15 protein-coding genes and 2 pseudogenes are annotated in these 13,767 nt (G+C 64.5%); 11 read left to right on the forward strand and 6 right to left on the reverse strand.

All coding sequences use genetic code 11. From position 1 onward, the window contains the following. Positions 1 to 206 (reverse strand): annotated as a pseudogene (locus Q0L89_RS10845) (IS481 family transposase); the annotation flags it as partial. A 91-nt stretch (positions 207 to 297) separates the two neighbouring features. Between Q0L89_RS10845 and Q0L89_RS10850 the strand changes: the two are divergent. Together Q0L89_RS10850 and Q0L89_RS10855 are read left to right on the forward strand one after the other, a co-directional pair. Then, positions 298 to 384: pseudogene (locus Q0L89_RS10850) on the forward strand (S-adenosylmethionine-binding protein); the annotation flags it as partial. Positions 385 to 450: 66 nt separating this feature from the next. Beyond that, positions 451 to 1,215, forward strand: coding sequence for a DpnI domain-containing protein (locus tag Q0L89_RS10855; RefSeq protein WP_296764899.1), 765 nt, complete (start codon positions 451 to 453; stop codon positions 1,213 to 1,215). Between the two features lie 9 nt (positions 1,216 to 1,224). On the opposite strand, the gene aspS is transcribed toward Q0L89_RS10855, so the two are convergent. Continuing rightward, on the reverse strand, positions 1,225 to 3,201 hold the full coding sequence (gene aspS, locus Q0L89_RS10860) for an aspartate--tRNA ligase (RefSeq protein WP_296764901.1): 1,977 nt from the start codon (positions 3,199 to 3,201) through the stop codon (positions 1,225 to 1,227). A gap of 224 nt (positions 3,202 to 3,425) precedes the next feature. On the opposite strand from aspS, the gene Q0L89_RS10865 reads away from it, so the two are divergent. From Q0L89_RS10865 to Q0L89_RS10880, 4 genes are all read left to right on the forward strand, one after another. Continuing rightward, positions 3,426 to 4,670, forward strand: a complete 1,245-nt coding sequence (locus tag Q0L89_RS10865) for a cyclopropane-fatty-acyl-phospholipid synthase family protein (protein WP_296764903.1) — start codon at positions 3,426 to 3,428, stop codon at positions 4,668 to 4,670. A 242-nt stretch (positions 4,671 to 4,912) separates the two neighbouring features. Beyond that, positions 4,913 to 8,203 (forward strand): carbamoyl-phosphate synthase large subunit, encoded by a 3,291-nt coding sequence (carB, locus tag Q0L89_RS10870; protein WP_296764905.1) that lies wholly within the window; start codon positions 4,913 to 4,915, stop codon positions 8,201 to 8,203. Between the two features lie 86 nt (positions 8,204 to 8,289). Further along, positions 8,290 to 8,694 carry a methylmalonyl-CoA epimerase gene (gene mce / locus Q0L89_RS10875; protein WP_296764908.1) on the forward strand — a complete coding sequence of 135 codons (405 nt, stop codon included), beginning with the start codon at positions 8,290 to 8,292 and terminating at the stop codon, positions 8,692 to 8,694. After that, complete coding sequence (locus Q0L89_RS10880) at positions 8,694 to 8,969, forward strand: DUF1467 family protein (RefSeq protein ID WP_296764909.1); 276 nt, start codon at positions 8,694 to 8,696, stop codon at positions 8,967 to 8,969. Before mce ends, Q0L89_RS10880 begins: the two co-directional genes overlap by 1 nt. On the opposite strand, the gene Q0L89_RS10885 is transcribed toward Q0L89_RS10880, so the two are convergent. The 3 genes from Q0L89_RS10885 to Q0L89_RS10895 are packed head-to-tail and all read right to left on the reverse strand — an operon-like array spanning position 8,910 to position 11,403. After that, positions 8,910 to 9,686, reverse strand: a complete 777-nt coding sequence (locus Q0L89_RS10885) for an EI24 domain-containing protein (RefSeq protein ID WP_296764911.1) — start codon at positions 9,684 to 9,686, stop codon at positions 8,910 to 8,912. The two genes, Q0L89_RS10880 and Q0L89_RS10885, sit on opposite strands and share 60 nt — an antisense overlap. Next, the gene (locus tag Q0L89_RS10890) at positions 9,671 to 10,249 is read right to left on the reverse strand and encodes a nitroreductase (protein ID WP_296764912.1); all 579 of its coding nucleotides are present in this window, start codon (positions 10,247 to 10,249) and stop codon (positions 9,671 to 9,673) included. Before Q0L89_RS10890 ends, Q0L89_RS10885 begins: the two co-directional genes overlap by 16 nt. Before the next feature lie 20 nt (positions 10,250 to 10,269). Beyond that, entirely contained in the window at positions 10,270 to 11,403 is a 1,134-nt protein-coding gene (locus Q0L89_RS10895; protein WP_296764914.1) for a class II histone deacetylase, read from the reverse strand. Between the two features lie 97 nt (positions 11,404 to 11,500). On the opposite strand from Q0L89_RS10895, the gene Q0L89_RS10900 reads away from it, so the two are divergent. Further along, a complete protein-coding gene (locus tag Q0L89_RS10900; RefSeq protein WP_296764916.1) occupies positions 11,501 to 11,758 on the forward strand; it encodes a DUF167 domain-containing protein in 258 nt (85 codons plus the stop codon). A 9-nt stretch (positions 11,759 to 11,767) separates the two neighbouring features. Here Q0L89_RS10900 and Q0L89_RS10905 read toward each other — a convergent pair whose 3' ends face one another. Next, positions 11,768 to 12,013, reverse strand: coding sequence for a hypothetical protein (locus Q0L89_RS10905; RefSeq protein ID WP_296764919.1), 246 nt, complete (start codon positions 12,011 to 12,013; stop codon positions 11,768 to 11,770). Positions 12,014 to 12,077: 64 nt separating this feature from the next. Between Q0L89_RS10905 and Q0L89_RS10910 the strand changes: the two genes are divergently transcribed. From Q0L89_RS10910 to Q0L89_RS10925, 4 genes are all read left to right on the forward strand, one after another. Further along, positions 12,078 to 12,809, forward strand: a complete 732-nt coding sequence (locus Q0L89_RS10910) for a M48 family metalloprotease (protein WP_296764922.1) — start codon at positions 12,078 to 12,080, stop codon at positions 12,807 to 12,809. 11 nt (positions 12,810 to 12,820) lie between these two features. Beyond that, entirely contained in the window at positions 12,821 to 13,189 is a 369-nt protein-coding gene (locus Q0L89_RS10915) for a YigZ family protein (protein ID WP_296764925.1), read from the forward strand. 84 nt (positions 13,190 to 13,273) lie between these two features. Then, positions 13,274 to 13,531, forward strand: coding sequence for a DUF6455 family protein (locus Q0L89_RS10920; protein ID WP_296764928.1), 258 nt, complete (start codon positions 13,274 to 13,276; stop codon positions 13,529 to 13,531). A gap of 26 nt (positions 13,532 to 13,557) precedes the next feature. Beyond that, positions 13,558 to 13,767 (forward strand): DUF6455 family protein (locus Q0L89_RS10925; protein WP_296764931.1); only part of this gene is annotated, 210 nt, incomplete at its 3' end.

Below are 13,767 nucleotides of genomic sequence, written 5' to 3' on the forward strand. Positions count from 1 at the left end.
GCCTCTTGCGCAGGCGTCAACGTCGTCTGCAACCGATGCGGCGTGTGACTGCGGTCTTCAACGCCGTCGCGCTTGCGCCACTTCCACACGGTTTGCTCGGAGGTCCCGTGGCGCTCAGCAACGATCCAGGCCGGTTCATCGCTCGCCTGGATGGCCGCCCTGATCTTCGGTGTGGTCGTGGCCTGACTATGAAGCTTGATCAGCATGCCGATCTCCCGTCTCGCACCTCGTTCAGAACAGATCGTGCCATGAAAAGCGCTGATCGACGAGGGGCTATGTGATCATCCGGGATGGAACAATTACCTGGAAGAACGTGCGCACTGCTATCTCTGGGTGCCCAATGCGCTGCTTCCCGAAGGTTTGAAGGTGATGGCGGCGTGGGGTTCTATTTCCGCAACGTGACGGAAGTCCGAAATGTGACGTTTGTTATAATCTGACACGAGTCTGAATATGAATCTGTTCATAGATCAAAACTCTCAGTACACGAGTCGCAGTCAGATTGCGCGTGTAATGACAGAAGGATGGGCTGCCACCAATCTATATTGTCCGAACTGCGGCCATCATGCGCTCACGCAATATGAAGCCAACCGTCCAGTAGCAGATTTTTTTTGTTCAATTTGCCGCGATGATTTTGAACTTAAGAGTTCATCCCGAGCATTCGGGAGAAAAATGGCCAATGGAGCCTATGCCGCAAAGATGCAAAAGCTTGTGTCTGATACCACTCCCAACCTTGTTCTTCTACGTTATGACCTGTCGAGACGGCAGGTGCGCGACTTGACCTGTGTACCCCGCCGATTTTTCGTGCATTCGATAATTGAAGCCCGCAAACCGCTGGCTGAAACTGCGCGGCGGCGTGGATGGGTGGGCTCAAACATTCTTTTACACCTCGTTCCTAAGGTCGGACGAATCGACTTGGTCAGGAACGGTGAAGTAATGGACAGGCGCGCAGTCCTTGAAAGATGGCGGAAAACAGCATTCCTCGAAAGGAACACTGGCACTGCTCGGGGTTGGCTCGTCGATGTCATGATCTGCATCGAGAACCTCGAAAAAGAGACGTTTTCGCTGAACGACATCTACGAATGCGAGGACCGTCTCGAACAACTTTATCCCGGTAACCAACACGTTCGTGCAAAGATACGCCAACAACTCCAAGTACTTCGAGATAACGGCTATCTGGTGTTCCTTGGTAACGGCGAGTACCGTAGGAATACTTAGCTGATCGATCTACTCCTGCTCGATCACCCGCAGCGACAGTTCCATGAGTTGGTCGCTCGATGCCTCGGAGGGGGCGTTCATCATCAGGTCGCAGGCCTGCTGGTTCATCGGGAACATGATGACCTCGCGGATGTTGGCCTCGTCGGCCAGCAGCATCACCATGCGGTCGATGCCGGCCGCGCAGCCGCCGTGCGGGGGGGCGCCGTACTGGAACGCGCTCACCATGGCGCCGAAGCGTTTGTGCACCTCGTCCGAGCCGTAGCCGGCGATCTCGAACGCCTTGAACATGATGTCGGGGCGGTGGTTGCGGACCGCGCCCGACACCAGTTCCGAGCCGTTGCAGCTCAGGTCGTACTGGTAGCCCAGCACGTCGAGAGGGTCGCCCTCCAGCGCCTCCATGCCGCCCTGGGGCATGGAAAACGGGTTGTGTTCGAAGTCGATGGCGCCGGTTTCCTCGTCGCGCTCGAAGATGGGGAAATCCACGATCCAGGCAAAGGCGAAGCGGTCCTGTTCGGTCAGGCCCATTTCCTCGCCGATCACGTCGCGGGCCTTGGCGGCGACGGGTTCGAACGCCTTGGGCTTGCCGCCCAGGAAGAACGCCGCGTCGCCGACGCCCAGGCCAAGTTGCTGGCGGATCGCCTCGGTCCGCTCGGGGCCGATGTTCTTGGCAAGGGGGCCTGCGGCTTCGGGGATCAACTGTCCAAACAATTCGACAATTGCAGGCCGGGCTTGATCGGGACGGTCCGAATCGAGGTATGCTAGCACCTGAAGCGCGTCGCTTTCTTCTCTTGGAGAGAACTCCTTAATTAGGAGGTTGACCTTATTTCTAGATTCATTGTCCTCACAAAGATCCCAAAGCATGTCCGCCAGCTTTGAATTGCCGCGAATGTACGTTTTTTTCATCTCCCGCCAGAAGATATACCCCATTCCCGGCAGGCCCTCTTTCTGGGCAAAGGCGTTCATGCGGTCGCAGAACTTGCGCGAGCCGCCGCCCGGCGCGGGGATGGCGCGCACTTGCGTGCCGTCCTGTTCCAGCAGCTTGGCAAAGATGGCAAAGCCCGAGCCGCGGAAATGCTCGCTCACGTCCTGCATCTTGATCGGGTTGCGCAGGTCGGGCTTGTCGGTGCCGTACCACAGCGCGGCGTCGCGGTAGGAAATCTGCGGCCAGTGCGCATCGACGCGGCGGTCCTTTGCGAAGTCCTCGAACACGCCCTGGATGACCGGCTGGATGGTGTCGAACACGTCCTGCTGGGTCACGAAGGACATTTCCATGTCGAGCTGGTAGAAATCGGTTGGCGAGCGATCGGCGCGGGGGTCTTCGTCGCGGAAGCACGGCGCTATCTGGAAATACTTGTCGAAGCCCGACACCATGATGAGCTGCTTGAACTGCTGCGGTGCCTGCGGCAGCGCGTAGAACTTGCCGGGGTGCAGGCGCGAGGGCACCAGGAAATCGCGTGCGCCCTCGGGGCTGGATGCGGTGATGATCGGCGTCTGGTATTCGCGGAATCCCTGGTCCCACATGCGCCGGCGCAGCGCGGCGACGACGTCCGAGCGCAGCTTCATGTTTTCCTGCATCGTCTCGCGGCGCAGGTCCAGGTAGCGGTGGCGCAGGCGCGTTTCCTCGGGGTATTCCTGGTCGCCGAACACCTGCAACGGCAGTTCGGCGGCGGCGCTGAGCACTTCGAGGTCGCGGATATAGACCTCGATCTCGCCGGTGGGGATGCGCGGGTTGACCAGCTCCGGCTCGCGCGCCTTGACCTCACCGTCGATGCGGATGCACCATTCCGAGCGGACCTTCTCGACCGCGGCAAAGACGCTGCTGTCGGGGTCGCACAGCACTTGTGTCACGCCGTAATGGTCGCGCAGGTCGATGAACAGCAGCCCGCCGTGGTCGCGGATGCGGTGCACCCATCCCGACAGGCGGACGGTTTCGCCGACATGCGAGTGGGTCAATTCGGCGCAGGTGTGGCTGCGATAGCTGTGCATGGTGTCCTCTCTGGTCCCGGCGGGCGGGGCTGAATGCGTCCGCGCCGATACACCTTGCCATGGCCGCAAAGTCAAGGGCGCGGCGGGGTTGCGACGGTAAAGCGTTTACAAGCGGAGGCATTTCGTTGAACACTTCGTGCAACCGGACATAAACGTGGCGGGACCAACCGGCGAGAGGCACATCATCGGGCAGACGTGTGAGCGAACTCAATGGGGGATGGACCATGTGGACAAGAGCTTTGGATCGGTTACTGCGTCACGTCATCCGTGACGGCGCCCTGACGATCACCGATGCCCGGGGCCAGAGCCGCAGTTATGGCGATGGCAAGGGCAAGGCGGTGCATGTCACCTTCACCGACCCGACCTTGCCGCGCAAGATCATCCTGGCGCCGGACATGGCCGTGGGTGAAGGGTACATGGATGGGCGCCTGATCATCGAGGACGATGACCTTTATGGCTTTCTGGGCCTGGTAATCCACAACCTCGCGCAACAAGGCATGCCGTGGTTCCAGCGCCCGCTGCATATGGGGCGCCACACGATGCGCTACCTGGCACAATTCAACCCGGTATCGCGGGCGCGCAGAAACGCCGCGCATCACTATGACCTGTCGCGTGAGTTGTATGATCTGTTTCTCGATGCGGATCGGCAGTATTCCTGCGCCTATTTCCCGCACCCCGACATGACCCTGGACGAGGCGCAGGAGGCCAAGAAGCAGCACATCGCGCGCAAGCTGCTGATCGAGCCCGAGATGCGCGTGCTCGATATCGGGTGTGGCTGGGGTGGCATGGCGCTGACGCTGGCGCGCGATTTCGGGGCGCGCGTGACCGGCGTGACCCTGTCGCGCGAGCAACACGCCATGGCCACCGAGCGGGCGAAGCAGGAAGGCCTGAGCGACCGGGTCGATTTCCACCTCATGGATTACCGCGAGGTGGATGAAACTTTCGATCGGGTGGTCTCGATCGGCATGTTCGAGCATGTCGGCGTGCCGCACTACGGCGAGTATTTCCGCGACGTGCGCGAGCGGCTGACCGAAAACGGCATCGCGCTGATCCACACCATCGGGCGCGCGTCGCCGCCGGGGGTAACCAGCCCCTGGATCGCCAAGTACATCTTTCCGGGCGGTTATGCGCCGGCGATGTCAGAGGTGATCCCGCATGTCGAGCGGCAGGGTCTCTACGCCGTGGATATCGAGGTCTGGCGGCTGCATTACGCCGAAACGCTCAGCCACTGGTACCGTCGCTTCATGGCCAATATCGACAAGGCGCGGGCGCTATACGACGACCGCTTTTGCCGGATGTGGCGCTATTACCTGGTGGCCAGCGAACTGACCTTCCGGCTCGACCGGCAGGTGGTGTTCCAGTTCCAGTTGTCGAAGGTGAAGGACAGCGTGCCGGTGACGCGCGATTACCTTTACCGCGGCAATTCCACTGCCGCCCCGCAGAAGGGGGGCGCTGCGGCGGCGGGCTGAGCCCTGTGCGTCGCTTGGAGCGGTCTGCCCGGACCGGTCCGCGCAACGTGTTTCCTACCCGGGTGACGCGCGCCGGTCCACGTCTTCGCGGCTAGCGCCCGGCGCCTTCGTTGAACCTGTCGCCGGGTCGGATTTTGCGCCTTGAACCGGCACCCCAGACAGATATAACCGCGACCAATTTGCGCCGGGGGGCGAGTCAGCCCTCCGTTCGTTGCTGCCCGCACGAAACATGAGGTTGCCCCATGCCCAAACGCACCGACATTTCCTCGATCATGATCATCGGCGCCGGGCCCATCATCATCGGGCAGGCGTGCGAGTTCGACTACTCCGGCGCGCAGGCGTGCAAGGCGCTGCGCGAAGAAGGGTATCGCGTCATCCTCGTCAACTCGAACCCCGCCACGATCATGACCGACCCGGGGCTGGCCGATGCCACCTATATCGAGCCGATCACGCCCGAGGTGGTGGCGCGCATCATCGAAAAGGAGCGCCCCGACGCGCTGTTGCCGACCATGGGCGGGCAGACGGGGCTGAACACCGCGCTGGCAGTGGCCGACATGGGGGTGCTGGAAAAGTTCGGGGTCGAGTTGATCGGCGCGCGGCGCGAGGCCATCGAGATGGCCGAGGACCGCAAGCTGTTCCGCGAGGCGATGGACCGCCTGGGTATCGAAAACCCGGCGGCCACCATCGCCAACAACATGGACGAGTGCATGGACGCGCTCGAGAAGGTGGGCCTGCCGGCGATCATCCGGCCCGCCTATACCCTGGGCGGGACCGGCGGCGGTGTGGCCTATAACCGCGACGACTACGAATATTACTGCCGCTCGGGGCTGGATGCCTCGCCGGTCAGCCAGATCCTGATCGACGAGTCGCTGCTGGGCTGGAAGGAATTCGAGATGGAGGTCGTCCGCGACAAGGCGGACAACGCGATTATCGTCTGTTCCATCGAAAACGTCGATCCGATGGGCGTGCATACCGGCGATTCGATCACCGTGGCGCCGGCGCTGACGCTGACCGACAAGGAATACCAGATCATGCGCACGCACTCGATCAACGTGCTGCGCGAGATCGGCGTGGAAACCGGCGGGTCGAACGTGCAATGGGCCGTGAACCCCGAAGACGGGCGCATGGTGGTGATCGAGATGAACCCGCGGGTGTCGCGCTCGTCGGCGCTGGCGTCCAAGGCGACGGGCTTTCCCATCGCCAAGATCGCGGCCAAGCTGGCGGTTGGGTACACGCTGGATGAGCTGGACAACGACATCACCAAGGTGACGCCGGCCAGCTTCGAGCCGACCATCGACTACGTGGTCACCAAGATCCCGCGCTTCGCCTTCGAGAAATTCGCCGGCTCCGAGCCGGTGCTGTCCACGGCGATGAAATCGGTGGGCGAGGCGATGGCGATCGGCCGCACCATCCACGAGAGCCTGCAAAAAGCGCTGGCCAGCATGGAAACCGGGCTCAGCGGCTTTGACGAGGTCGAGATTGACGGCGCGCCCGAAAAACCCGCCGTGGTGCGGGCGCTGTCGCAGCGCTCGCCCGACAGGCTGCGGGTGATCGCGCAGGCGATGCGCCACGGCCTGGACGACGATGACATCTTCGCGGCAACCCAGTACGACCCTTGGTTCATCGCCCGCATCCGCGAGATCGTCGAGGCCGAGGAACAAGTGCGCCGCGATGGCCTGCCGGTCACCGAGGACGGGATCAGGTGGCTCAAGATGATGGGCTTCACCGACGCCCGCCTGGGCGCGCTGACCGGCCGCAGCGAGGCCAATGTGCGCCGCGCGCGCCGCAATCTCGGGGTGGACGCCACCTTCAAGCGGATCGACACCTGCGCGGCCGAGTTCGAGGCGCAGACGCCCTACATGTATTCAACCTACGAAGTCCCGGCCATGGGCGACGTGGAATGCGAGGCGCGCCCCTCGGACCGCAAGAAAGTGGTGATCCTCGGCGGCGGCCCCAACCGGATCGGGCAGGGGATCGAGTTCGACTACTGCTGCGTGCACGCGGTCTTCGCCCTGAAGGACGCCGGGTACGAGACCATCATGATCAACTGCAACCCCGAGACGGTGTCGACCGATTACGACACCTCGGACCGGCTCTATTTCGAGCCGCTGACTTTCGAGCATGTGATGGAGATCCTGCGCGTCGAGCTGTCGAAGGGCACCTTGCACGGCGTCATCGTACAGTTCGGTGGGCAGACGCCGCTCAAGCTGGCCAACGCGCTATACGAGGAAGGCATCCCGATCCTGGGCACCACGCCCGACGCCATCGACCTTGCCGAGGATCGCGAGCGGTTCCAGCAGATGGTGAACAAGCTGGGTCTCAAGCAGCCGCGCAACGGGATTGCCAGCAGCGACGCGCAGGCACTGGCCATCGCCGACGAGATCGGCTTTCCGCTGGTTATCCGCCCGTCCTACGTGCTGGGCGGGCGCGCGATGGAAATCGTGCGCGATATGGCCCACCTGGAACGCTACATCAACGAGGCGGTGATCGTGTCGGGCGACAGCCCCGTTCTGCTGGACAGCTACCTTTCCGGCGCGGTGGAAATGGACATTGATGCGCTGAGCGACGGCCGCGACGTGCATGTCGCCGGCATCATGCAGCATATCGAGGAGGCTGGCGTGCACTCGGGCGACAGTGCCTGTTCGCTGCCACCCTATTCGCTGCCCATGGACATCATCGAGGAAGTCAAGCGCCAGACCGAGGCACTGGCGATCGAACTGGGCGTGGTCGGCCTGATGAACGTGCAGTTCGCCATCAAGGACGGCGAGGTCTACCTGATCGAGGTGAACCCCCGCGCCAGTCGCACCGTGCCCTTCGTCGCCAAGGCCACCGACAGCGCCATCGCGTCGATCGCGGCGCGGCTCATGGCGGGCGAGAAGCTGGCCGATTTCCCGCATCGCCCGCCCTACCCGGAAGACGCGCGGCCGGGCAGCACCCCGATGGCCGACCCGATGACGCTGGCCGATCCGATGATGCCCTGGTACTCGGTCAAGGAGGCGGTGCTGCCCTTCGCCCGTTTCCCCGGGGTGGATACCATCCTCGGCCCCGAAATGCGCTCGACCGGCGAGGTGATGGGTTGGGATCTGTCCTTCCCGCTGGCCTTTCTCAAGGCGCAGCTCGGGGCGGGCAACACTCTGCCCGATGCGGGCCGGGTGTTCGTCTCGATCCGCGATTCCGACAAGGGCGCGCCGATGCTGGAGGCCGCCAATACCCTTGTTGAAATGGGCTTTTCCATCGTCGCGACCCGCGGCACCGCCGGCTGGCTGAGCGAGAACGGCGTCGCCTGTGAGAAGGTCAACAAGGTGTTCGAGGGGCGCCCGAACATTGTCGACATGCTCAAGAACGGCGAAATCGCGCTGGTGATGAACACCACCGAGGGCGCGCAGGCGGTCGAGGACAGCCGCGAGATCCGCTCGGTCGCGCTGTATTCCAAGATCCCGTATTTCACCACTGCCGCCGGGTCACTGGCTGCGGCACAGGCGATGAAGGCGCGCGAGGCCGGCGAGATGACGGTGCACAGCCTTCAGGGGTAACCGCGCGCCGGCGTTGTGACACTTGTCCCGGGTCACCGGCTGCCCCATAAATGTGGCAACCACACAAACACCCGAAGGAGCCCGCCATGATCGGCCGCCTGAACCATGTCGCAATCGCCGTGCCCGACCTTGAAGCGGCGGCACGGCAGTACCGCGAGGCGCTCGGCGCCAGGGTCGGCACACCGCAGGACGAGCCCGACCACGGCGTGACCGTGATCTTCATCGAATTGCCCAACACCAAGATCGAACTCCTCTACCCGCTGGGCGAGAACAGCCCCATCAAGGGCTTTCTCGACAAGAACCCGGCGGGCGGCATTCACCACATGTGCTACGAGGTCGAGGATATCCTCGCGGCGCGCGACAGGCTGGTCGCGACCGGCGCGCGCGTTCTGGGCGGTGGCGAGCCCAAGATCGGCGCCCATGGCAAGCCGGTATTGTTTCTGCATCCCAAGGATTTCCAGGGCTGTCTGATCGAACTGGAGCAGGTCTGATGGGGATCATGTCGGCAATCGTTCTTTACGTGGTGATCTGGTCCATGACCTTTTTCGTGGCGCTGCCTTTGCGGCTGACCACCCAGGGCGAGGATGGCGAGGTCGTGCATGGCACCCATGCCAGCGCGCCCGCAGTCCATCAGCTCAGGAAAAAGGCGCTCATCACGACCGTCGTTGCCCTGGTCATCTGGGCGGTGATCGCGGGCATCATCATTTCAGGTGTCATCACGGTGCGGGATATCGACGTCTTCAACCGGATGGGCCCTGCCGGCTGACCGCCCGGGGCCTTCGCCATCGCGGCGCAGCGCGTGATAGATGTGGGTAAAGCTTGCCGCGCCCAGGATCGGGATGACCAGGTTCATGATCGGAACCGTAAGCGGAATCGCCATCAATATGCCGGCGGCCCAGACCGTCAGGCTGTTGGCGCGCAGCATCTCGCGCGCGCCGGCGCGCCCCTCGCGGCGCATCGCGGCCAGGGTGAAATACTCCCGTCCCAGCAGGTAGCCGTTCATGCCGTAGAAGATGAACGGCGTGAGCGGGCTGAATATCGCATAGAGAAACAGCGCCATGAGGTTGGCCCCGATCAGCACGCCCAGGAAATTGACCGTGTCGCGCAGTGCCTCACCGAACGGAACGGGCCGCGCCGCGGGCAGGTGGGGATAGTGGCGCGCCTCGACCGCGTCGGCCACATCTTCCAGGAACATCGAGGTGATGGCCGACGCCACCGGGATCATCAGGAAGATCGACAGCCCCAGCATGGCGAACAGGCTGGTCCAGCTCAGGAAATCGCCAAGCCAGGTGACCGGCCCGAACAACGGCAGCGTCAGGTCGGTGCCGAAGGCCCATTGCAGAGCGACGAAGACGGCGGCGCTGGCGCCTACCAGAAGCGCCAGCGTCAGCACGATGCCCAGCATCAGAACCCGGCGGAAGCGCGCGTCGCCCAGTTGCCCCAGCGTGCGCAGGAAGGCCGAGACAATCACGCCGAAAGCCATGTGACCACCTCCTGCGGATCGGGGCGGGGGCGTTCGGGCGGCGCCACCGTTTCGGTGCCGATATGAACGAAACCGATCACCCGCTCGTGCGGGGCCAGCCCTAGCGCGTCGCGCCGGAAGACATCGTCATGCGCGGGCCAGCCGGTCAGCCAGTTCGCCCCCCAGCCCGAGGCCAGCGCGGCGTTGAGCAGCGACAGGCAGACGGCGGCGGCCGAGCATATCTGCTCGATCTCGGGCACCTTGTCCGATGGCTTGGGCGCGGCAATGACGGCAACGGTCAGGGGGCTGTCATCGAACTGCCCCGCGCCCTTGGAAATATCACGTTCCGCAAGCTCCAGCGCGGCACCGCGGGTGCGCGCCGCGCGCGCCAGCCGGTCGAGCGCCCCGCGCTCCAGTACCATCAGGCGCCAGGGTTCCAGCTTGCCGTGATCGGGGCTGCGCAGCGCCGCGTGCAGGATAGGCGCCAGCGCCGCGCGGTCGGGGCCGGGGGCGCCAAGCGTCTTGGCCGGGCGCGAGCGGCGCGTCAGCAGAAATTCCATCACGGCGGCGTCGGGGGTGGACATGGGCGACCTTTCGGGACGGTTCAGCTCTCGGGCTCGTTATAGAAGGGCATGACCAGCAGTTCGGCGGCCATCTCACCGATCAGTTCGCTGACAAAGGCCTCGAACCGGGCGTCGGGTTGCCGTGCGGCGACGGTTTCGGCCTTCGGGTCTGGGGCGGTGGCGGTGCTGCCGGCAAGCTCCTCGATGGCGGCGTGGCCGCAGAAGGGCGTGTAAGCCTCGGAATAGCCGCCCTCGTGCACCATCACCAGCCGGCCCTCGCACAGGTCGTTGGCGGCCTGCTTGACCAGCGCCGTCATCTGCCGGAAGGTTTCGGCCGTGGCCGACATCCGCCCCAGCGGGTCGAAGGCGCAGGCGTCATAGCCACTGGCAACGATGATGACATCGGGCCGATAGACGCCCAGAACCGGGCACACGATGCGTTCCATCGCCTCCATGTAGCTGGCATGCCCGGCCCCCGGCGGCAGCGGGATATTGAGGTTATAGCCCTCGCCCGCGCCGCTGCCCCGGTCGGCCAGGTGCCCGGTGTCCAGAGGGTAGTTTCGATCCTGGTGGATCGAAACGCACAGCACGTCGTCGCGGTCGTAATAGATCGCTTCGGTGCCGTTGCCGTGGTGCACGTCCCAGTCGATGACGGCGACCCGGTCGGCCAGCCCCCGCGCCTTGGCTGCCTCGATCGCGATGGCGATGTTGTTGAGCAGGCAAAACCCGTTGGGCCAGTCGGGCAGGCAATGATGCCCCGGCGGGCGTGACAGGGCGTAGGCGTTATCGAACTCGCCCTCCAGCACCGACAGAAGCGCCTGCCGGGCCAGCCCCGCCGACAGCGCGGCGATCTCGAAACCGCCCTTCAGGAACGGCGTGCGCAGGCCCAGCTCGCCGCCGGAATCGTCCGACATCGCCTTGAATTCCGAAAGGAACGATTCGGTGTGAACGCGAGCGAGATCCTCCCGGCTCGCGGCGGGTGCGCCGCGACAGTCAAGCTCGGCGCTCAGGCCGGTGACATCCATTAGGTTTTTCAGACGGCGTTTGGCCTCGGGGCCTTCGGGCAGGCCGCCGGCGGCCAGCGGCTGTACCAGCCCCCCAAGCGGAAGGGTCAGCGCGTAAGCCCCGCCGCCGTGCCAGAAACACTTTTCGTCCCAGAAAAATCCGGTTGCCATGGTGGCCTCCCCTTTGGCGTCGGGTTGAATATTCCCGTCCCGCGAGCGATTGTAAACGGGCGAGTGCGGTTATTTCCCGCAAGCGGGGTGGCAGGCAATGGCGAATGACGATCTTGAACAGATTTGCCGGCCGGGGGCGGAAATCGCGGTGCGGGTCACGCCGCGGGCGGCGCGCAACCGGCTGGCGCGGGACGACGCGGGCGACATCCGCGTCTACGTGACCAGCGTGCCGGAAAAGGGCAAGGCCACCGCCGCGGCGCAGAAGCTTTTGGCCAAGGCCCTCGGCGTGCCGAAAACGCGCCTGACGCTGGTTCGCGGGGCGAGCGCGCGCGACAAGGTCTTCCGGATCGACTGATCCCGCAGATCAGCGCCGTACAGAGCTACCGTCCACCTTGTACGCCCCTTCCGGCAAGTCGAGCGCGGCGCCGAGATCGCGGATTTGCGCCGGCGACAACGTCACGGTATGAACCTCGTCGCGGCGTGCGTCGTACTGGCTGACGGTCACGCATTCGGCGAAGGCGGTGACGATCACGTCTTCCTGCAGGGGGGTGTCGCCGTCGTCGACGAGCGTGATCACCGTGGCGTCGAATTCGTGTTCGATGGTAAACATGGCGCAAGGGTACGACAGATGCGTCGCGATGCAAGCGCGTCGCGACAAGGGGGTGAAGCCAGGGATGCGTTTTTCGGCCAAGACACTGGCCTTGCTGGCGTGTTTGATCGGTCTCGCGGGCTGCGCGGTGCCGCTCGCGCCGCCCCCGGCGGCGTCGCCACCTGGTGCCGCGGCACCGGCGCTGCTCGACCCCGAACAGGCGGCGCGTCAGTTCGCCCGCGTGGTCGATGAAGTCGAGCCGGCGGCCGAAGCCGAATGCCGTGCGCGCCAGCCACGGCTGAACTGCGATTACGCTATCGTGGTGGATACACGGCCCGGGCTGCCGCCGAACGCGTTCCAGACCATCGACCGGGACGGGCGCCCGGTAATCGGCTTCACCATCGCGATGGTGGCCGAGGCGCGCAACCCCGACGAGCTGGCCTTCGTCATGGCCCACGAGGCCGCGCACCACATTCGCGCGCACATCCCGCGCCAGCAGCGCAACGCCGCTGCCGGCGCGGTCTTGCTGGGTGGGTTGGCGGCCTTGTCCGGGGCCGACGGGCAGGCCATCCGCAGCGCGCAGGATCTTGGCGCACAGGTCGGGGCGCGGTCCTATTCCAAGGATTACGAGCTTGAGGCCGATATTCTGGGCACGATGATCGCGGCGCGGTCGGGCTTCGACCCGGTGAAGGGGGCGGCTTTCTTCGGCCGCACCCCCGGCCCGGGCAACCGGTTCCTGGGCACGCACCCCCCCAACGTCGCCCGGATCGAAGCGGTTCGGCGCACCGCCGCCCGGCTGCAGGTTCGGGGCGGATAGGTGGCAAGATTTTGCGGGTGATCGAGAATGTCGTCAACGATCGGGGCTCGCGCTACGCGGTGTCGGGCGCCCGGGCTGCCAACGAAGCGGATGTGGCCGCCGTGCTGAAACGCCTCAAACGCAACAAGAAATTTGCCAAGGCCACCCACAATAGCTGGGCGGTTCTGTTTGCCGATGGCACGGCGCGCAAGGGCGATGACGGCGAAAGCGGCGCCGGCATGGTCATTGTGCGACTCCTCGAACGGGCCGGCCTGACCGATCATGTGGTGGTGGTAACCCGCTGGTATGGCGGGAAGAAACTGGGCGGCGACAGGTTTCGCCATGTCCAGACCTGCGTGCGCGCCTACTTGGATGAAGCAAGCGGCGCGGCGCGCGATTGACACAGGTCAAGGTGGCAGCGGGCGCGGTGTGGTTTCCTGAACGGGGTCTGCATGATTGCGGACGCACCCGGAGGGGAGGCTGAAATGGTAGATAATCAAACGCTCAGGAAGCACGCGGCGCTGGTTGACAGGATGGCCACGACGCTCGGAGTTGACCTCGAGGAAGAGGTCATGGCCGGGCGGCTGGACGATCAGGCCCTGCCCGACATGGTGCTGCGGTGCACCGGTTGCACGCAACCCGATGCCTGCGCCGCGTGGCTGGAAACGCCGCATGGCGCGGCGGCTGATGCGCCGCGCTATTGCCGGAACGCTTGGGCGCTGGAACTGATGCGCAATTGCTGATCCAGGCGAGGTCGCATGGGAACCATATGCTTTCAAACGCATTTTTTGAATGCCGTCCGACCGGGAGGCAGGCCGTGAAACCGCTGGGTCGGCGACGGCGCCACTACTGGCTGGTGCAGCGGATGGCGCGTGCCACGGGGGCGGATCTGATGCGCGCGTGGCAGGCGGGCGAATTGCGCCAACGCGACTGGGCGGCGATGGTAGGGCGCTGCCGCGGATGCCCGTGCCCGCAGCAC

It is taken from the genome of Sediminimonas sp. (assembly GCF_024637375.1).
Taxonomy (GTDB): Bacteria; Pseudomonadota; Alphaproteobacteria; order Rhodobacterales; family Rhodobacteraceae; genus Sediminimonas.

Coding starts and splice junctions, on each gene's coding strand:
- Q0L89_RS10905 (WP_296764919.1), bottom strand. CDS start 12,013: ATGTTTACCATCGAACACGAATTCGACGCCACGGTGATCACGCTCGTC.
- Q0L89_RS10895 (WP_296764914.1), bottom strand. CDS start 11,403: ATGGCAACCGGATTTTTCTGGGACGAAAAGTGTTTCTGGCACGGCGGC.
- Q0L89_RS10890 (WP_296764912.1), bottom strand. CDS start 10,249: ATGTCCACCCCCGACGCCGCCGTGATGGAATTTCTGCTGACGCGCCGC.
- aspS (WP_296764901.1), bottom strand. CDS start 3,201: ATGCACAGCTATCGCAGCCACACCTGCGCCGAATTGACCCACTCGCAT.
- Q0L89_RS10865 (WP_296764903.1), top strand. CDS start 3,426: ATGTGGACAAGAGCTTTGGATCGGTTACTGCGTCACGTCATCCGTGAC.
- Q0L89_RS10920 (WP_296764928.1), top strand. CDS start 13,274: ATGGTAGATAATCAAACGCTCAGGAAGCACGCGGCGCTGGTTGACAGG.
- Q0L89_RS10910 (WP_296764922.1), top strand. CDS start 12,078: ATGCGTTTTTCGGCCAAGACACTGGCCTTGCTGGCGTGTTTGATCGGT.
- Q0L89_RS10880 (WP_296764909.1), top strand. CDS start 8,694: ATGGGGATCATGTCGGCAATCGTTCTTTACGTGGTGATCTGGTCCATG.
- mce (WP_296764908.1), top strand. CDS start 8,290: ATGATCGGCCGCCTGAACCATGTCGCAATCGCCGTGCCCGACCTTGAA.
- Q0L89_RS10885 (WP_296764911.1), bottom strand. CDS start 9,686: ATGGCTTTCGGCGTGATTGTCTCGGCCTTCCTGCGCACGCTGGGGCAA.
- Q0L89_RS10900 (WP_296764916.1), top strand. CDS start 11,501: ATGGCGAATGACGATCTTGAACAGATTTGCCGGCCGGGGGCGGAAATC.
- carB (WP_296764905.1), top strand. CDS start 4,913: ATGCCCAAACGCACCGACATTTCCTCGATCATGATCATCGGCGCCGGG.
- Q0L89_RS10855 (WP_296764899.1), top strand. CDS start 451: ATGAATCTGTTCATAGATCAAAACTCTCAGTACACGAGTCGCAGTCAG.